Origin of the sequence: Uliginosibacterium sp. sgz301328, from assembly GCF_041807905.1 — a bacterium.
In the GTDB taxonomy this organism is placed as follows: Bacteria; Pseudomonadota; Gammaproteobacteria; order Burkholderiales; family Rhodocyclaceae; genus JBGVSA01.
Genome location: NZ_JBGVSA010000004.1, coordinates 223,579 through 240,703, shown reverse-complemented (window position 1 = coordinate 240,703; position 17,125 = coordinate 223,579). Strand labels below are relative to the sequence as shown.

Sequence of the window (17,125 nt, the reverse complement as noted above, 5' to 3'; positions counted from 1 at the left end):
CGTGTGGATAAGGCAGCAATCCAGCCATGCTGCCGACAAGGTGTGCCGATCACCCGGATCGCGCCGCTGCAAGCCATGCAACGTCAATGACCGGGCGGCGCCCGCGTTGGCATGGAAGCTGCCTTGAAGGACGGGTTCCGGTTCGCACCCGGACTCACCCAGAACAGAGAGGAATACTCATGCCCCAGACACTATCGAACGACATCACCCTCGGCTGGCAAGCACCGGCCTTCCGCCTGCCCGAACCGCTGACCGGCCGCGAGGTTGGCCTGGCCGACTACGCTGGGCAGCCGGTGCTGGTGGCGTTCATCTCGAACGTATGCCCGTCGGTCAAACTGATCGACGAAGCCTTCAACCAGTTTGCGCGCGACTATGCCGCGCGCGGCGTGCAGGTCATCGCGATCAATGCCAATGCCCCGGAAGTCAAAGACGGCGAATCCGCTCAGGAAACGGCCCGCGTGGCACGTGAGCTGAACTACGCCTTCCCGTACCTGCGCGACGAAGACCAGACGGTCGCGGAGTCCTTCGACGCCGCGTGCACGCCGGACCTGTTCCTGCTCGACGCGCAGCATCGCCTGTACTACCACGGCCAATTCGACGACGCGCGTCCGAAGAACGGCATTGCGCCGACAGGCGCCGATCTGCGCAACGCGGTCGATGCGCTGCTCGCCGGGCGACCGGCGCCGGCGCAGCAGAAGCAGTCGATCGGCTGCAACATCAAGTGGCGCGGTGGCGACGACCACGGCGTACGGCAACCCGCTGCACGCGCGGCAGCCTGATCACCCGACCCGGCCGGGCGATTGCCGCCAAGGGCAAAGTGACGCATCCTCCCGCCAGTCAAACACGCTGGCGCGGAGGCTGCGATGGGTCTGCTGGTAGACGGCAAATGGGTGGACAAGTGGTACGACACGGAAAGCACCGGCGGCAAGTTCGTGCGCCAGCTCAGCGCGTTCCGCAACTGGGTCACGCGCGACGGCGCCCCCGGTCCCACCGGAGAAGGCGGCTTCGCGGCCGAATCGGGCCGCTACCATCTGTATATTTCGCGCGCCTGTCCGTGGGCGCATCGCACGGCGATCCTGCGCGCGCTGAAAGGCCTAGAGCCGCACATCTCGCTATCCGTCACGCACTGGCTGATGGGCAGCGAGGGCTGGACCTTCGACGCCGATGACGGCGTAATCCCGGACATCGTCAATAGCGCCTCGCGCCTGCACCAGATCTACACGCAGGTGGCGCCCGACTACACCGGCCGCGTCACGGTGCCGGTGCTGTGGGACAAGCAGCGCCGAACGATCGTGAGCAACGAATCGGCGGACATCATCCGCATGTTCAACAGCGCCTTCGATGAAGTCGGCGCCCTGCCCGGCGATTACTATCCGCCGGCGCTGGCCGAACGCATCGACGCACTCAACGCACGCATCTACGACCAGCTCAACAACGGCGTGTACCGCGCCGGCTTCGCGACACGACAGGCGGCGTACGAAGAGGCTTTTGCCGGCGTGTTCGAAACGCTCGACTGGCTGGAGATGGAATTGCGCGACAAGCGTTACCTGTGCGGGGCCACCATCACCGAGGCCGACTGGCGACTATTCACCACGCTGCTGCGCTTCGATCCGGTGTACGTCGGCCACTTCAAATGCAATCTGCGGCGCATCGCCGACTACCCCGCGCTATCGGGCTACCTGCGCGAGCTTTACCAGTGGCCGGGCGTGCGCGAGACGGTGAACATGGCGCACATCAAGGGCCATTACTACATGAGCCACCCCACCATCAATCCGACCCGCATCGTACCCGTCGGCCCCGTGCTGGACCTCGACGCGCCGCACGGACGCGAAGCGATCGGAAGCTGAGGCTTGCTCAGCGCGCAGGCGTGACGCGCCAGATGACATTGCCGACGTCGTCCGCCACCAGCAGCGCGCCGACACGGTCAAAGACAACGCCCACCGGCCGGCCGCGCGCTTCGCCGGCGTCGGTGATGAAACCGGTGAGCACATCCTTGGGCGGGCCTGCCGGTTTACCGTCGGCAAAGGGCACGAAGATCACCGCGTAGCCGCTGAAGGGCTTGCGGTTCCATGAGCCGTGCTGGCCGATGAAGACACCGTTACCGAACTGCGGCGGCAGCAGATTGCCACGCGAGAACACCAACCCCAGCGAAGCCGTGTGGGCACCCAGCGCGTAGTCCGGCACGCGCGCGCGTGCGACGAGGTCGGGGCGCGGGGGCTGGACGCGTTCATCCACGTGCTGCCCGTAGTAGCTGTAAGGCCAGCCATAGAAGGCTCCGTCGATGACGGCGGTCATGTAGTCAGGCACGAGGTCGCTGCCGATTTCGTCGCGCTCGTTGACGGCCGTCCACAGCACGCCGGTGCGCGGCTCCCAGTCCATGCCGTTGGGATTGCGCAGACCGGTTGCGAACAATCGCTTGTTGCCGGTAGCGCGGTCCACTTCCCAGATGGCGGCGCGCCCCGCTTCCTTGTCGATGCCGTTCTCGCCGACGTTGCTGTTCGATCCAACCGTGGCGAACAGCCGGGTGCCGTCGCGACTGGCGATGATGTTCTTGGTCCAGTGGTGATTGATCGGCGCGGCGGGCAGATCGGTCAGCAGCGTGCCGGGGCCTTCCAGATGCGTGTCGCCTGTGCGGTACGCAAAGCGCACGATGCCATCGGTATTGGCCACGTACAGATCGTTGCCGACGAGCGCCATGCCGAAGGGCGACTTCAGGCCGCTGATGAATACCGTCCGCATCTCGGCCACGCCATCGCCGTCGGCATCGCGCAGGAGCGTGATCCGGTCGGCGCTCGGCACGCCGGCGCCTGCCCGCCCCATGAAGACACGCATGAACCAGGCGCGCACGCCGCGGGACTCGCGTGGCGGCGAATTGGTCTCGGCGACCAGCACGTCGCCGTTGGGCAGCACGTACAGCCAGCGGGGGTGATCGAGCTTGTCGGCGAAAGGAGCGACAGCCAGACCGGCTGCCGGCGTCGGCGCGCCACCGCCGGGCCAGCCGACGGGCTTGGCAATGTTGACGGTGGGGAACAGGGTGGGATGCGGTGGCGGCAGTTGCGGCGTCGGGCCGAAGCCCGCCGACGACGGCAGGGTCGCCACCTCGCCGCAGGCGGCGAGCAGCGCGAGCGTGCCGACGACGAAAATTGTGCGCATGGGGTCTCTCCGAAGGTAGGTGCGACAACGCAGAGCCGTATGCTGGCGCTCTATTGCGCTATTGGCCTGAAGGCGCATCCGCCATGCTGAGCATCGCGGTGATGGTGGCATGCAACGCTTCGAGGTCGACCGGCTTGATGAGGCGGACGTCGATACCGTCGCCGCGTGCTGCGGCCGAAGCCTGGACATCGCGCGTCGAGCCCGTCACCGCCGCGACACGCAGCCCCTCTCCGCACACTGCGCGCAGACGTTGAGCGAGTTCGTCGCCTTTGAGATCGGGCATTTCAATGTCCACCAGGGCGAGGTTCGGCATGAAGTCCTCGGCGATCGCCTGTGCGTCGCGCCCATTGGTGGCAACGCGCACATCATGGCCGAGCAGGCGCAATTGCGCCTCCAGTCCACGCGCGGCATCGACGTTGTCGTCAACGACGAGAATGCGGCAGGCCCGCGTGGGCACGGCCCGTTCACGCTGCGCGGCGACGACCCGCGGATGCGTGCCGGCCAGCGGCAGCCGCAGTGTGAAGGTCGCGCCGAGGTTTTCGCCTTCACTATAGGCCTGCAGCGAGCCGCCATGCAGTTCGGCGATGCGCCGCGCCAGCGCCAGGCCGACGCCGAGCCCATGAGCCGCGCGCGTTGTCGGCGTCGGCCCCTGCACGAACATGTGGAAAATGGCGTCGAGCATGTCGCGGCGGATGCCCCGGCCGTTGTCGGACACCGACAGTTCGGCGGCGTCCCCGCCCACGTGCAGGCTCAGGCGGATGTCGCCGCCGGCCGGCGTGTAACGCGCGGCATTGTTGAGCAGGTTGGTCACCAGTTGCGCCAGACGCGCTGCGTCGCCCTGCACGATCACCGGCCCGGCCTCGTCGCCGAACACGGAGAGCGTGTGGCGATTGGCTTCGATGAGCGGCATGGCCGCTTCGATCGACAGATGGGCCACGTGCACCAGGTCCACGGGGTCCGCGGCGACCGACATCACGCCGCGCGCAATGCGCGACACATCGATCAGGTCGTCGACGATGCGCACGAGATGCGCGCTCTGGCGATCGATCATGTGCAGCAACTGGGTGGCGCGCTCGCCCTCCGGTGCCTGCATGGACAGCACCTGCACGGCCGAGCGGATGGGCGCGAGCGGATTGCGCAGCTCGTGTGCCAGCGTGGCGATGAACTCGCGCACGTTCTGCGCAGCGATTTCGAGTTCCTGCATATGGCGGCGCTCGGTCAGATCCTGCGTGACCTTGGCGAAGCCGCGCAGGCGCCCGGCGCCATCGCGCAGCGCGGTCACCACGAAACGCGACCAGAAGCGTTCACCGTTTTTCTTGATGCGCCAGCCTTCGCCTTCGGCGCGGCCGGTGCGGCGAGCGACGGAGAGTTCGTTCCAGGGCTTGTCGCCGGCGATGTCCTCCGCGCTGTAGAAGCGCGAAAAATGGCGGCCGATGATCTCGTCGGCCCGATAGCCCTTGATCCGCTCGGCGCCCGCATTCCAACTGGTGACCACACCTTCCGGACTGAGCATGTAGATGGCGTAGTCGACCACGCCTTCGATGAGCAGCCGGAAGCGTTCCTCGCTCTGACGCAGGGTTTCTTCGTGCTGCCGTCGTTCGGTGATATCGCGGGTGATCTTGGCGAAAGCGACCAGGCGGCCCTCGTCATCGCGCAGCGCGGTAATGACCACGTTGGCCCAGAAGCGCGAACCGTCCTTGCGTACGCGCCAGCCTTCGTCTTCGAACCGGCCCTCGGCGGCGGCGTTGGCGAGTTCGCGATCGGGCCAGCCGCGGGCAACCGCGTCCGGCGTGTAGAACACCGAAAAATGCTGGCCGATGATTTCGTCGGCGTAATAGCCCTTGATCGTTTGCGCACCGAGGTTCCAGGTCGCAATGTTTCCCTGCGGGTCGAGCAGGAACAACGCATAGTCGCGCGTCTGCTCGACGAGCATGCGGTAGATCCGGTCATCGACCAGCGGATTGTGCTGGAGCATTCCTGTCTCCCCCGCCGGCACGATGCTCGGCGGGTTTCTGAATGATTCGCGATGCCAGACGGATGCCGGACAGGCCCGTCCTGTCGAGGGCGAGACTCTACCGCGAGCCGGGCCGGCTGGACAACGGCGGCAGCGGGCGCCCGGCGCCGGCAAGCTCGGGTACCATGGTCTGCATGGTTGCCGGATTCAACCGCAAGGCGCGGAGTTTTCCGGATCGCCGCAGGCGCTACTGTCGAGGCGCCATCTCCACCGGACGACTTCGCCATGTCACGACACCAGACCCCTTCATCCCACGGCCCGGACGACGATGCGCACTGGGCAGATGTAGAAGCCCGCAATGCGCGTGCCGACGGGTTGTTCTTCTACGCCGTGCGTACCACCGGCGTGTATTGCCGGCCGTCGTGCGGGGCGCGCACGCCCCGCCGGGAGAACGTGCGCTTCTTTGCCACGGCCGACGAGGCCGAGGCGGCGGGCTTCCGTCCATGCAAACGTTGCCGCCCGCGCGCAGGATCGGCCACCGGGCACGCCGAGCTGATGGCCGAACTGTGCCGTTACATCGAAGCCGCCGACACACCGCCCTCGCTGGCCCAACTCTCGGCAAAGGCGGGCCTGAGCGCCTATCACCTGCAGCGCGTCTTCAAATCGATCGTCGGCCTCACCCCGCGTGAATTCGCGCGGGCCAAGCGTGCACAACGGCTGCGGGGCAGATTGCCGTCGTCGTCGAGTGTCACCACGGCGCTCTACGAAGCCGGATACGGTTCGAGCGGGCGCCTCTATGAAGAATCGGCGCAGGTGCTGGGCATGTCGCCGAAACACTACCGCCAGGGCGGACGCGACCAGCGCATCCGTTTCGGCATCGGTCAGTGTTCTCTTGGAGCGATCCTGGTGGCCGCCAGCGAGACCGGCGTCTGCGCCATCCTGCTGGGCGACGATCCGGACGCGCTCGCGCGCGCTTTGCAGGATGCCTTCCCACGCGCGGAACTCATCGGCGGCGACGCCGCGTTCGAGGACTGGATGGCTCGGGTGATCGGCTTCATCGACGTCGCCGACGCGCCCTTCGAGCTGCCGCTGGATCTGCGCGGCACGGCCTTCCAGCAACGGGTGTGGGCGGCCTTGCAGCGTGTGCCGCCGGGCACCACCGTGACCTACACCGAACTGGCACAGCGCATTGGTGCGCCACGGGCCATCCGCGCTGTCGCCGCCGCATGCGCCGCCAACACGCTGGCCGTGGCCATCCCCTGCCATCGCGTGATTCGCCTCGACGGTTCGCTGGCCGGATACCGCTGGGGCGTGGCGCGCAAGCGCGCGTTACTCGAACGAGAAGCTGGCGCCTCACGGCGCCGCGATGCGGCATGAGCGACGCGCTCACCGTCGCGCTGCCCTTGCCCCGGCACTATCGCCCGCAGGACGTCCTGGCCTTTCATCGGCGCGACGCACAGGCGGTGGCCGAGCGTGTCGACGATAACCACCTGGAAAAGGGTCTGCTGTGGTCGGGCTTGCCGGCGCGATTGAGCATTCACTTCGCGCCCGACGCGGCACGTGCCACGCTGGAGGTCGACGGCCGCACGCGCGGGGCGGATGCCGTCCGTCTCGAATCGCTCGCCCGCCACATGCTGGGACTGAATCAACCGATCGAGGCTTTCGAGCGGCGCCATGGTCGCCACCCCGTGCTGGGCGGGCTGATCCGACGCCAGCGCGGGCTGCGGGTGCCGCTCACGCCCGGTCCGTTCGAAGCGCTCACGTGGGCGATCACCGGCCAGCAGATCAGCGTGAGCGCAGCGGTGTCATTGCGGCGGCGCCTGATCGAAGCCTGCGGCGCTACGCATTCGAGCGGCTTGAAGTGCTACCCGGATGCCGCGCGCATCGCCGCACTTTCGGCGGACGCCATGCGCGCCGCCGGCTTCTCGAACGCCAAGACACAGACCCTGCAGACGCTGGCGCGGCTCGTGGCCTCTGGCGAACTGCCGCTCGACGCATGGGCGGTTGCATTGCCTGTCGACGAAATCACGACCGCATTGCGCAGCATTCGCGGGATTGGCCCCTGGACGGTGAGCTACGCGCTGCTGCGCGGATTTGGATTTCTGGACGGCTCGCTGCATGGCGACGTAGCCGTGCGCAACAGCCTGCAACGGCAGCTGGACGAGCCCGAGCGCATCGGCGAAGCGCAGGCGCGAGAATGGCTGGAACCTTTTGCGCCATGGCGGGCGCTGACGGCGGCGCACCTGTGGGCCGCGCTGTCGATGGCGAGCTATTGAACCATCACTCGCTGCTTTCCTCGCCCTTGCGGCCGCCCGGATCGACCGCGCAGACACGGCGGACCGGCAGCAGCATGCGCACGGGCTCAAGCAGCAGGATGCCGAGCAACACCCCTGCCAAGCGCTCGAAGCCGACCGACAGGTGCAACGCCTCATAGGTGTCCGGCACGCTGACCACGAGGAAGGCCAGCACGAATTGCGTGCCGACGTAGTCGATGCCGTGCTTGCCGTTTTCAATGTGGCGGCCGATGACGACCGCCACTGCCGTCGCGAACAGGATGAAGGTTGGCGACTGGCGTCCGATGAGCAGCACGACGGTGGCGAACAGCGCTCCCATCATGCAGCCGACGAACCGATGGATCAGCTTGGTGCGGGTGCGGTTGTCCGCCACGCTGGCCAACGGAATCGCCATGACGACCATGATCGTCACGCTCGACTGATTGAGCGAATCCAGCCCGGACCACAGCCATGCCAACGGAATCAGCGCCATGGCAATCGCGCCCTGGCAGGCATGCACGAACGCAACCTGGTTCCAGGGCAGCAGGCGGTCCACCCACCACTCGTAGGCCATGCTCACACCATGTTCGCCGAGCAGGTAGCGCCTCACGGTAAGCGTCGACAGGGCGCTCACGATCAGGCAGGCGGCCGTCCCGGCGGTCACCTCGACGAAGCGCGCCCAGGCGAAAACCTGCACGGCTTCGTCCGGATGCTGCATGCCGTCGATCAGCACCATGCCAAAGGTGAGCCCGGTGAAGAGCCACGCATAACCGCGCGGGCTGACCATGGTGAAGTAGAGCGTCACAAAGGTGACGAGCAGCAGGGCGACGCCGGTCTGCCAGAGGGAATCGAGCACATGCGCGGCGAGATACCACGCCGCCGCGGCGCCCGCCGCTGTGCCGATGACGCGCAAGGAGCCGCGCTTGAAACTGCGCCAGATGTGCGAGCGCATGACCATGTACCCGCTGAACGCCGCCCAGCCCACGTGCCGGGCTTCGAGCGCATGGGCAAAAGCGATTGCCAGCAGCACCGAGAGCACGCACTCCATCTCATCGACGAGCCGGGAACCGCGCACAGGCCAGGCACGCAGATCCTGCACCACGCGTCCGGTCAGATCGCCCAGATCAGTCACGAACGGAACCAGCCTCATGGAACGGTCACCTCATGTCGTCTGATTTGCGGTCGGAAAGCGGCTGGGAGCTTAGCATCAACTCCGGGCAGGCATGCGCGGCGGGCGTAAACGAAAAAAGCCCAACCGGATTGGTTGGGCTTTTTCTGTATCTGGTTGCGGGGACAGGATTTGAACCTGTGACCTTCGGGTTATGAGCCCGACGAGCTGCCAGACTGCTCCACCCCGCGTCTGGAAGACAAGCATTATGGTCGATCGCCCCACACGAGTCAAGCACGATGAAACAAAAATCTTGAAGGTCGCCTTGTTCGCGCCTGCCGGCCGGTGGGCGCGGAAGACCACACGCCGTGTCCGCGTCTGGTCAGGCGTGCGCCGGGCGACGTCTTGCGAGTGCCGGAACGGGGGACGTCAGGGTCTCATGTGCGCAGGAACAACAGCACAAGGTCACAAAGTGTCATAAGAATAATTCCTACATGTTCACGGGATATTTCCGAACATATACTCGCCGCTCCAAAGGAGGCTCCGGAGTAAAACAGGCGAGGCACCGAAACGCACACAGAGCGCTCGGTAGCAACCGCCAGACGGGAAAAACGCGGGAAGGAAATGCAGGGAAGAGAGAATGCGGCGCTGGTGCCGGCAGCAGGAATCGAACCCGCGACCTTCCGCTTACAAGGCGACTGCTCTACCAACTGAGCTATGCCGGCACGACGCGAGGGCGGGAGTATAGCGCAAGCCTCCGGATTGAAGGATGACCATGCAGATGGAGTTGGCACGTACGAGCTTGCGCGTGCTGTTCGTGGAAGACGACGAGAATGATGTGCTGCTGATGGCGCGCCACCTGCGCCGCCAGGGCTTCGACATCGAACATCGCCAGTTGTGGCAGCTCGATGCATTGCGCGATGCCGTGCGCTCGGGAAACTGGGACATCATCATCGCTGACTACAGCCTGCCCGGCTTCACGGCGCTGGATGCATTGGCCGCGGTACAGGAGATCGACGACGATCTGCCGACCCTGGTGGTCTCCGGCACCATCGATGAAGAAACCGCCTGCCGCCTGATGCGCGCGGGTGCCCGCGATTATCTTTCCAAGAACAGGCTGGATCGCCTGGTGCCGGTGATCGAGCGCGAACGCCGCGACGCCGGCTTGCGGCGCGAGCGTGTGGTGGCGCTGCGTGCAGAGCGCGCGAGCGAGGCGCGCTTCCTCGCGCTGGCCGCCAACGTACCAGGCGTGCTGTTCCAGATGCAGGCGACGGGTGTGTCGGACCTGCGCTTCTTATATGTGAGCGAAGCCAGCCTGATGCTGTTCGGCCTGCCCAACGCGCGGCTGATCGAATCCGGGGACGCTTTCGCGCGCCTGATCGTGCCGGAAGACCGTGCGGGTTTCGAGCGCGGGCTGGCCGAAGCCGCCGCCGACAATACGACACTCAATTGGGAAGGCCGCGTTCGCCCGCAGGACGCGGACATCAAGTGGATCAACGTGCGGTGCTCGCCGCGCCGCGCCGAGGACGGCAGCACGCTCTGGGAAGGGGTGATGTGGAACATCACCCACAGCAAGCTGGCCGAGATCGAACTGCGCGCCTCGCGCGCACAACTGGCCGAACTGTCGGCGCACCTGCAACGCATCAAGGAAGAAGAGCGCGACCGCATCGCCCGCGATATCCACGATGTGCTGGGCGGCACGCTGGTGGGCATCAAGATTTCCGCATCGCTGCTCGCCGCCCGGCTCGAGCATGACGAGTCGCTCCGTCCACGGCTGCGCGACATCGAAGCCATGCTGGACGATGCCATCGCCACCGCCGGTCGCGTGGCACGGGAACTGCGGCCGGGAATCCTTAAGGAATTCGGTCTCGCTGCCGCTGTAGAGAGCTACGCCGGAGACTTTTCGCAACGCACGGGCATCGCGTGCCACGTAGAGTGCCTGCACGACGAGGTCGAAGCGGGCGAAGACACGGCGCTGGCGCTGTTCCGCACTTACCAGGAGGCGCTGACCAACGTCAGCAAGCACGCCCGGGCCAATCGGGTCGACGTGCGGCTGATGCTGGACGGAGCGGACATCGTGCTCCAGGTCGCCGATGACGGGCGAGGCGTGCACAACGCCGATCTCGTCAAACCCAGATCATTTGGATTGCGCAGCATCCGCGAACGGCTCCACGCCTTGGGCGGCACGATGAAGATCGCTCCCGGCGCGGGCGGCGGAACAACGGTTGTGTTGCGGGCCCCCGCCGGGCACGCAATGGAAAGCGCGGCGTCGGCCGCGAACGGGTTGGGTACATGAGTGAGAAGATCAAGGTCCTGATTGCCGACGATCACGCGATCGTGCGGCACGGGCTCAAGCAGATCCTGTCGGAAACCGAAGACCTGACGGTCGTCGGCGAGGCCGATGGTGGCGTGCGGGCCATGCAGATGATGCGCGGCACCACTTACGACGTGGTGCTGATGGATATTTCGATGCCCGACCGCAATGGCATCGATACGCTCAAGCTGGTGAAGAAGGAATTCCCCCGCGTGCCGGTGCTGATCCTCAGCATGCACCCCGAAGAACAATACGCTGTGCGCGCACTGCGTGCCGGCGCCGCCGGCTATCTTTCCAAGCAGGGCGCGCCGGAACAGCTCGTCACGGCGATCCGCCAGGTGGCCAACGGCAAGAAGTACGTCAGCGCCGCCGTGGCCGAAGAACTGGCCAATGCCATCGGCGACGACGAGGACAGCCGCCCGGCGCACGAAAAACTCTCCGACCGCGAATACGAAACGCTGTGCCTGATCGCCTCCGGCAAGACGCTGACGCAAATCGCCGAGAAGCTGAATCTCAGCGTCAAGACAGTGAGCGTCTATCGCGCGCGCCTGCTCGAAAAAATGAAACTGCAGAACAACGCCGAGCTGACCCACTACGGGCTCAAGCACGGTCTGGTCGAATAACGCCCCCCACCTCGACGCTCTCTCACCTTTCCTAGCGCGCCACCCGCCGCATGCCCGAATTCAATACGCCCGCCGAGATCGCCCGCGAGGTCATCCGGCAACTGGCGGTCCAGAGAATCCCGCCGACGCCCGAGAATTTCTCCGAGCTGTACCACAAGGTCGGCGGCACCGTACCGAGGGAGCCCTTCCCCGAGCGCGAACTCAAACAGATGGTGGCCTCGCTGCCGCGCGTGACGACGTCGCAGTTGCGGGCGGCCCAGCGGATCGATTCGGCCATCATGGAACAGAGCTGGCCGGCGGTTCGCAGCGCACTGGTGCGCTACACCGCCGCTCATGGGCCCGCGCCGCGTCCGCCGCAGACGGTGTCCGTCGCCGCCGCGCCGGCCCCGAAGCCCTGGCGCGAACTGATGGCGCAGGTCATGGAAACGGCCGTCGGCATGTTGCTCATCGACACGCCGGAGCTGGCGACGGAAGCGACCGAACTGGCGCGCATCATGCGCGACCCCGACGCCGGCAGCGAAGCCACTTTCGAGAAGCGCCTGCGCGACTTCGCCTACAAGCTGCAATGGGTGGCGCAGGACCAGAGCTACATCCGTCAGGCGCTGCTCAATCTGCTGCAATTGATCATCGAGAACATCAGCGAACTGGTGGTCGACGACCAATGGATGCGCGGGCAATTCGATGCCGTGCTCCAGCTTTTCGCGCGCCCGCTCGACAAGAAGATGCTGACCGAGCTGGGCGACCGGCTGCGCGACGTGATCTACAAGCAAGGCACGCTCAAGCGCAACCTGTCGGATGCGCACGAGCGCCTGCGGGACCTGCTGGCAAGCTTCATCGACCGCCTCGGAGAGCTGGCCGAATCGACCGGCGCTTATCACACCAAGATGGAACAGTTCGCCACGCGCGTGGCAACCGCCAATGGCGCCGACGAACTGGCCGGCCTGATTTCGGAAGTGATCCAGGAAACCCGCGTCGTCGAAGGCCATGCCCGCCGTTCGCAGGAAGAACTCCACTCCCTGCGCTCGACCGTGGACCAGGCGCATCGCGAAATCGCACGACTCGAATCCGAGCTGCAACAGGCCAGCGATCTGATGCGTCACGACACGCTCACCGGGGCGCTCAACCGCAAAGGCATCGATGAGACGCTGGCGCGCGAGATCGCCCGCTCGCAGCGCCGCAACACGCGCCTGTGCGTCGCGCTGCTCGACGTGGATAATTTCAAGCAACTCAACGACACCTACGGTCACGCCACCGGTGACGACGCGCTGCGCCACCTCGCCGACGTGGTGCGCGAAACGCTGCGGCCACAGGACTCCTGCGGTCGCTACGGCGGCGAGGAATTCCTCATCCTGCTGCCGGACACCGAACACGAAGACGCCGTACAGGCGCTGACCCGCCTGCAGCGCGAACTGACCAAGCGCTTCTTCCTGCACGACAACCAGCGGGTGCTGATCACGTTCAGCGCCGGGGTCTCGCTTTTCGAGGCCGGAGAAGACCCGCAACGCACCATCGACCGGGCCGACCGCGCGATGTACCGCGCCAAGCGCGCAGGCAAAAATCGCGTCGAAATGGGCTGAGGCAGGCCGGGCGGCCATTCGCGTGACATTTGTCACGAAGCCAAGTCATTGATGTGTCGATATTTTTTACGGAAACGTCCTGCGTATTGCCACAATCGTCCGTAGAGCGTTGATTTGCAAAGACTGGCAAATCTATTGCTAATGAGAGCACAACGGTTTTCTTGGTGAGGCTCTCATGAAATGGCATGAACTCGTAGCGATCGGCGCGCTCACGCTGTGTTCGCAATGGGCGGTGGCCGGCAACATCGGCGTGTCCGACAGTGAGCTGTACTCGCGCGGCCTGTTTGCCGGTGACGCCGACCTTGGCAGCGCATTCAACCCCGACCCGGCAAATTCGTACCTCTTCGCCGCGTTCGGCTTCTTCTTCACGCAGAACATCGACACCGAAACCCCGCTGCCGCCGGGTGGTGAACAGCCGCCGCAGATCGACGTGGCGCCGCAAGCGGTGACGGCTGTACCGGAACCCCTGTCTTTCACACTGGTGGGCCTGGGGCTGGGTCTGCTGGCGTGGACGCGACGCCGGCGTTGAGGACGGCTCGCGTCTTTATCCGGGCAGCTTCGGCTGCCCTTTTTGTTGGTCGCGGCTCGCCTGCCGTTACATCAGGAACAGGCTGGCCAGTCCGAGAAAGATAAAGAAGCCGCCGGAATCGGTGCAGGCCGTGATGAGTACCGACGAGCCGAGCGCCGGGTCGCGCCCGAGCTTGATCATGAAGATCGGGATGCACACGCCCATGGTGGCGGCCAGCAGCAGGTTGAGCGTCATGGCTCCGGTCATCACCGCGCCCAGCGACGCGCTGCGGTACAGCCACCAGGCAAGAAAGCCCAGTAGTCCGCCCCATACCAATCCGTTGATGAGCGCCACGCCGAGTTCCTTGCGCAACAGGCGGTGGAGCATTTCGGGTTTGACCTGTCCCATCGCCGTGGCGCGCACGATCATGGTGATGGTCTGGTTGCCGGAGTTGCCACCGATGCCGGCCACGATGGGCATGAGCGCGGCCAGCGCCACGAGCTTCTGGATCGAGCCTTCGAACACCCCGATCACGCGCGACGCGATGAAGGCGGTCACCAGGTTCACCGCCAGCCACGCCCAGCGGTTCTTCACCGAATGCCACACCGATGCGAAGATGTCTTCCTCTTCGCGCAGACCGGCCTGGCTCAGCAATTCCGCATCGGCCTGATCGCGGATGAAGTCGAGCACCGCCTCGACCGTCACGCGTCCGAGCAGGCGGCCGTCGTGCGCCACCACTGGCGCGGACACCAGGTCGTAACGCTCGAAGGCCTGGGCGGCCTCATCGGCATGGTCGGAGGGATGGAGCGTGAGCATGTTGGTGATCATCACCGCGCTCACGGTTTCTTCTGGATCGCTGACCAACATGCGCGACAGGGTCAGCACGCCGCGCAGGTTCTCTTCGCGGTCGATCACGAATAGCTGGTCGGTGTGGTCGGGCAGTTCATCGAAGCGACGCAGGTAGCGCAGCACGACTTCGAGCGTAACGTCCTCGCGCACCGTGACCATGTCGAAGTCCATCAGCGCCCCGACGGCGTCCTCGTCGTACGACATGGCCGCGCGCAGTTGTTCGCGCTCCTCGGCATCCAGGCCGAGGTACACGTCTTCCATGACGTGCTTGGGCAGGTCGGGCGCAAGGTCGGCCAGTTCGTCCGCGTCGAGCTGTTCGGCCGCGGCGACCAGCTCTTCGCGGTCCATCGTCTCGATGAGCGATTCCCGGACGGCATCGGAGAGTTCCAGCAGGATCTCGCCGTCGTTCTCGCCGCGCACCAGTTCCCAGATGAACAGGCGGTCGTCCAGCGGCAAGGATTCGAGCACATACGCGATGTCGGCGGGGTGCAGGCTGGATAGCTTGGCGGTGAGCCGCGCCATGTTCTGCTTGTGGACGAGCGACTCGACCAGATCGTGCTTGGGCATCTCCTGCCGATGGACCAGCTCTTCTTCGCGCCGCTGACGGACGAGCAGTTCCTCCACCTCTTTCAGGGTGCGCAGGACATCATCGTGGTGTTGGACGGATTGCTCGGTCGTCTGCATGAGTCATATGACCAGGCTGCGGTGGAACGGAGGCGGGAGTTTAACCCGGTCCGGCGGATGCTTGCTGCACCGCCGGAAAAAAGGGGACTGTCAAACCTGGCGCCAGCAGCGATACAGCAGACGCTACGATGATGACGCCCACATTAAGAACCCTCCCCCAGGCGCTCTCATCAAGGTACTTCGCTGTAGCGCATGCGCCCCTGTATTCGGTCGGCATGCGCTGACAGACGCGCCGAATAGCTTCTTTCGAATTTACGCGGATTGGGCAGCATCACGGCAATGTGCGCGGCCTGCTGTGGCGACAACTGCGCGGCGGAGATGTTGTAGTAGCGGCGCGCGGCGGCTTCGGCGCCAAAGATGCCGTTGCCCCACTCGACCACGTTCAGGTACACCTCGAGGATGCGACGCTTGTCCCACAGCGCCTCGATCATCACGGTGATGATGGCCTCCTCCCCCTTGCGCAGATAACTGCGATTGGGGGTGAGGAACAGGTTCTTGGCCAGTTGCTGGCTGATCGTCGATCCACCGGCCACGGCCCTGCCACGGCGCTCGTTCTTTTCGAGCGCCCGCTGGATGCCGTCCCAGTCGAAGCCGTCGTGGTCGACGAAACGGTCGTCCTCCGCAGCGACCACGGCGCGCTTGAGGTTCACCGAAATGCGCTCGTAGGGCACCCATTGATATTTGAGCTGCGCCTTCGGGTCCTTTTCGCGGAGCTCATCCAGGCGCAGCGACATGAAGCTGGTCTGCTGAGGCGGCATCCACTTCCACCAGAGAATCTGGCCGAGCAGCCACAGGTGATAGGCGAGGATCAGCAGCAGGACGGCGACGAGGGCGCGCTTGGCGAAGCGGGCGACAGACTTCATGGGCTTGTACGGATGGCGAGGCGAACAGAGCATTACAGAGCGCGCCGCGCCGCGCAAGCCGTGCGGATGGATGGGCCGGGTCAACAGCATGAAGGGGCGCCTGTGGAACACTGCTCGCGCTTCACCACTACAACATGACGGGGGACCTACTTCCATGATGATCAGACCCATCTGCGCGGCGCTGTGCCTTGCGGCCATCTCGGCGCAGGCCGCCGACGTGGTATCGATGCCCAGGACGGCAGCGTATTCCGATATCGAACGCATCGCACTCAACGTCCGCTCCGAGTGCTCTTTGCCCGAATATCAGGCCAAGGCCATCCAGCAAGCCTTCGCTGCGGCGGACATTGAAGTGGCCGCGATCGATGGCGTGCAAGTGCCGGCCAAAGGCGCCTATCTCGTTCCCCTCATCGACGACGCTTACTCCGGCGGCAATGCGTTCATCGGCCATCGCAAGATGGTACGCCTGAAGGCCGTGCTGTATATCGACGGCCAGAAAGCTGCCAACTTCAGTGGCATGCGCGACTCCATGGGCGGCGCCTTTGGCGGCTTCAAGGGGTCCTGCGAAGTGCTCGAGCGCTGCGCCGACACCCTCTCGAAAGACCTGCTCAAGTGGTATCGCGCGCAGCGTGCCGCGATGTCCCTGCCGTCGAGCCCAGCCCCGCTCGAAGCACCGGCGCCCTGAAACAGGGCTGGCACCACAACACCGGACCATCAACGAAAAAGCCCCGCAGGCTCACCTCTGCGGGGCTTTGCGACACGACCGACAGCGGCCACCGGGGTTCGTCTACTTGATGAAACCGCGGGCCTTCATGTTGTCGCAGCCGTTCTGTCTCGGAGCGGGCAGCGACACGCCCCTTTCTTGCGCACGCGACACCATGAGCGCCCGATGTTCCGTCTGGATCTGACGGCATTCGTCGTAGGTCTTGACCTCGCGCATTCTGGCAAGGTGCGCAGATCGTTCCTCCGGCGTCATCAGCATTGCTGCAGGCGCCCGGCCTCCGGCCGCGCCCATGCCGCGTCCCATCCGTTGCCCACCCTGTTCGTACTGGCCCCATCCTTGCCGACCGAATCCAGGACCGCCTGCTCCGGGCGCCGTCTGCGCCACAGCCGGAACAGCGAGAACCACCGAGGTAATTGCGATGAGCGCCATGCGCTTGCGCGCGGGTGAAATTTTCATGATTGGTCTCCTGAGCGATTGATCACATTACCGGGGCAGCGT

At 65.3% G+C, this 17,125-nt stretch carries 15 protein-coding genes and 2 tRNA genes; 9 read left to right on the top strand and 8 right to left on the bottom strand.

The window, feature by feature from the left end:
* Positions 1-179 precede the first annotated feature (179 nt).
* Together ACDA63_RS05025 and ACDA63_RS05020 are read left to right on the top strand one after the other, a co-directional pair.
* Positions 180-779 carry a thioredoxin family protein gene (locus ACDA63_RS05025; RefSeq protein WP_373662094.1) on the top strand — a complete coding sequence of 200 codons (600 nt, stop codon included), beginning with the start codon at positions 180-182 and terminating at the stop codon, positions 777-779.
* A gap of 84 nt (positions 780-863) precedes the next feature.
* The gene (locus tag ACDA63_RS05020; protein ID WP_373662093.1) at positions 864-1,847 is read left to right on the top strand and encodes a glutathione S-transferase family protein; all 984 of its coding nucleotides are present in this window, start codon (positions 864-866) and stop codon (positions 1,845-1,847) included.
* A 7-nt stretch (positions 1,848-1,854) separates the two neighbouring features.
* On the opposite strand, the gene ACDA63_RS05015 is transcribed toward ACDA63_RS05020, so the two are convergent.
* Together ACDA63_RS05015 and ACDA63_RS05010 are read right to left on the bottom strand one after the other, a co-directional pair.
* Complete coding sequence (locus ACDA63_RS05015) at positions 1,855-3,153, bottom strand: sorbosone dehydrogenase family protein (RefSeq protein ID WP_373662092.1); 1,299 nt, start codon at positions 3,151-3,153, stop codon at positions 1,855-1,857.
* A 58-nt stretch (positions 3,154-3,211) separates the two neighbouring features.
* Positions 3,212-5,128, bottom strand: coding sequence for a PAS domain S-box protein (locus ACDA63_RS05010; protein WP_373662091.1), 1,917 nt, complete (start codon positions 5,126-5,128; stop codon positions 3,212-3,214).
* A gap of 264 nt (positions 5,129-5,392) precedes the next feature.
* Between ACDA63_RS05010 and ada the strand changes: the two genes are divergently transcribed.
* Positions 5,393-6,484 (top strand): bifunctional DNA-binding transcriptional regulator/O6-methylguanine-DNA methyltransferase Ada, encoded by a 1,092-nt coding sequence (ada, locus tag ACDA63_RS05005; RefSeq protein ID WP_373662090.1) that lies wholly within the window; start codon positions 5,393-5,395, stop codon positions 6,482-6,484.
* Entirely contained in the window at positions 6,481-7,383 is a 903-nt protein-coding gene (locus ACDA63_RS05000; RefSeq protein WP_373662089.1) for a DNA-3-methyladenine glycosylase, read from the top strand. Before ada ends, ACDA63_RS05000 begins: the two co-directional genes overlap by 4 nt.
* A gap of 4 nt (positions 7,384-7,387) precedes the next feature.
* On the opposite strand, the gene ACDA63_RS04995 is transcribed toward ACDA63_RS05000, so the two are convergent.
* From ACDA63_RS04995 to ACDA63_RS04985, 3 genes are all read right to left on the bottom strand, one after another.
* Positions 7,388-8,530: an FUSC family protein gene (locus tag ACDA63_RS04995; RefSeq protein ID WP_373662088.1), complete on the bottom strand. Its 1,143-nt coding sequence runs from the start codon at positions 8,528-8,530 to the stop codon at positions 7,388-7,390.
* A 132-nt stretch (positions 8,531-8,662) separates the two neighbouring features.
* Positions 8,663-8,739: transfer RNA gene (locus ACDA63_RS04990), tRNA-Met, on the bottom strand.
* A 398-nt stretch (positions 8,740-9,137) separates the two neighbouring features.
* Positions 9,138-9,213: transfer RNA gene (locus ACDA63_RS04985), tRNA-Thr, on the bottom strand.
* Positions 9,214-9,257: 44 nt separating this feature from the next.
* On the opposite strand from ACDA63_RS04985, the gene ACDA63_RS04980 reads away from it, so the two are divergent.
* From ACDA63_RS04980 to ACDA63_RS04965, 4 genes are all read left to right on the top strand, one after another.
* Entirely contained in the window at positions 9,258-10,784 is a 1,527-nt protein-coding gene (locus tag ACDA63_RS04980; RefSeq protein WP_373662087.1) for a histidine kinase, read from the top strand.
* Complete coding sequence (locus tag ACDA63_RS04975) at positions 10,781-11,425, top strand: response regulator (protein ID WP_373662086.1); 645 nt, start codon at positions 10,781-10,783, stop codon at positions 11,423-11,425. Before ACDA63_RS04980 ends, ACDA63_RS04975 begins: the two co-directional genes overlap by 4 nt.
* A gap of 50 nt (positions 11,426-11,475) precedes the next feature.
* Positions 11,476-13,002: a GGDEF domain-containing protein gene (locus ACDA63_RS04970; protein WP_373662085.1), complete on the top strand. Its 1,527-nt coding sequence runs from the start codon at positions 11,476-11,478 to the stop codon at positions 13,000-13,002.
* A 175-nt stretch (positions 13,003-13,177) separates the two neighbouring features.
* Positions 13,178-13,531: a PEP-CTERM sorting domain-containing protein gene (locus ACDA63_RS04965; protein ID WP_373662084.1), complete on the top strand. Its 354-nt coding sequence runs from the start codon at positions 13,178-13,180 to the stop codon at positions 13,529-13,531.
* A gap of 66 nt (positions 13,532-13,597) precedes the next feature.
* Here the strand turns inward: ACDA63_RS04965 and mgtE are convergent, their stop codons facing one another.
* Together mgtE and mtgA are read right to left on the bottom strand one after the other, a co-directional pair.
* Positions 13,598-15,043, bottom strand: a complete 1,446-nt coding sequence (mgtE, locus tag ACDA63_RS04960; RefSeq protein ID WP_373662083.1) for a magnesium transporter — start codon at positions 15,041-15,043, stop codon at positions 13,598-13,600.
* 170 nt (positions 15,044-15,213) lie between these two features.
* Positions 15,214-15,906, bottom strand: a complete 693-nt coding sequence (gene mtgA / locus ACDA63_RS04955; RefSeq protein ID WP_373662082.1) for a monofunctional biosynthetic peptidoglycan transglycosylase — start codon at positions 15,904-15,906, stop codon at positions 15,214-15,216.
* Positions 15,907-16,060: 154 nt separating this feature from the next.
* Between mtgA and ACDA63_RS04950 the strand changes: the two genes are divergently transcribed.
* Positions 16,061-16,588 carry a hypothetical protein gene (locus ACDA63_RS04950; protein ID WP_373662081.1) on the top strand — a complete coding sequence of 176 codons (528 nt, stop codon included), beginning with the start codon at positions 16,061-16,063 and terminating at the stop codon, positions 16,586-16,588.
* Positions 16,589-16,690: 102 nt separating this feature from the next.
* On the opposite strand, the gene ACDA63_RS04945 is transcribed toward ACDA63_RS04950, so the two are convergent.
* Positions 16,691-17,083, bottom strand: coding sequence for a hypothetical protein (locus ACDA63_RS04945; RefSeq protein WP_373662080.1), 393 nt, complete (start codon positions 17,081-17,083; stop codon positions 16,691-16,693).
* Between the last annotated feature and the right edge of the window lie 42 nt (positions 17,084-17,125).

Coding starts and splice junctions, on each gene's coding strand:
- ACDA63_RS04995 (WP_373662088.1), bottom strand. CDS start 8,530: ATGAGGCTGGTTCCGTTCGTGACTGATCTGGGCGATCTGACCGGACGC.
- ACDA63_RS05025 (WP_373662094.1), top strand. CDS start 180: ATGCCCCAGACACTATCGAACGACATCACCCTCGGCTGGCAAGCACCG.
- ACDA63_RS05015 (WP_373662092.1), bottom strand. CDS start 3,153: ATGCGCACAATTTTCGTCGTCGGCACGCTCGCGCTGCTCGCCGCCTGC.
- ACDA63_RS05010 (WP_373662091.1), bottom strand. CDS start 5,128: ATGCTCCAGCACAATCCGCTGGTCGATGACCGGATCTACCGCATGCTC.
- ACDA63_RS05020 (WP_373662093.1), top strand. CDS start 864: ATGGGTCTGCTGGTAGACGGCAAATGGGTGGACAAGTGGTACGACACG.
- mgtE (WP_373662083.1), bottom strand. CDS start 15,043: ATGCAGACGACCGAGCAATCCGTCCAACACCACGATGATGTCCTGCGC.
- ACDA63_RS04980 (WP_373662087.1), top strand. CDS start 9,258: ATGACCATGCAGATGGAGTTGGCACGTACGAGCTTGCGCGTGCTGTTC.
- ada (WP_373662090.1), top strand. CDS start 5,393: ATGTCACGACACCAGACCCCTTCATCCCACGGCCCGGACGACGATGCG.
- ACDA63_RS04975 (WP_373662086.1), top strand. CDS start 10,781: ATGAGTGAGAAGATCAAGGTCCTGATTGCCGACGATCACGCGATCGTG.
- ACDA63_RS04945 (WP_373662080.1), bottom strand. CDS start 17,083: ATGAAAATTTCACCCGCGCGCAAGCGCATGGCGCTCATCGCAATTACC.
- mtgA (WP_373662082.1), bottom strand. CDS start 15,906: ATGAAGTCTGTCGCCCGCTTCGCCAAGCGCGCCCTCGTCGCCGTCCTG.
- ACDA63_RS04950 (WP_373662081.1), top strand. CDS start 16,061: ATGATGATCAGACCCATCTGCGCGGCGCTGTGCCTTGCGGCCATCTCG.
- ACDA63_RS04970 (WP_373662085.1), top strand. CDS start 11,476: ATGCCCGAATTCAATACGCCCGCCGAGATCGCCCGCGAGGTCATCCGG.
- ACDA63_RS05000 (WP_373662089.1), top strand. CDS start 6,481: ATGAGCGACGCGCTCACCGTCGCGCTGCCCTTGCCCCGGCACTATCGC.
- ACDA63_RS04965 (WP_373662084.1), top strand. CDS start 13,178: ATGAAATGGCATGAACTCGTAGCGATCGGCGCGCTCACGCTGTGTTCG.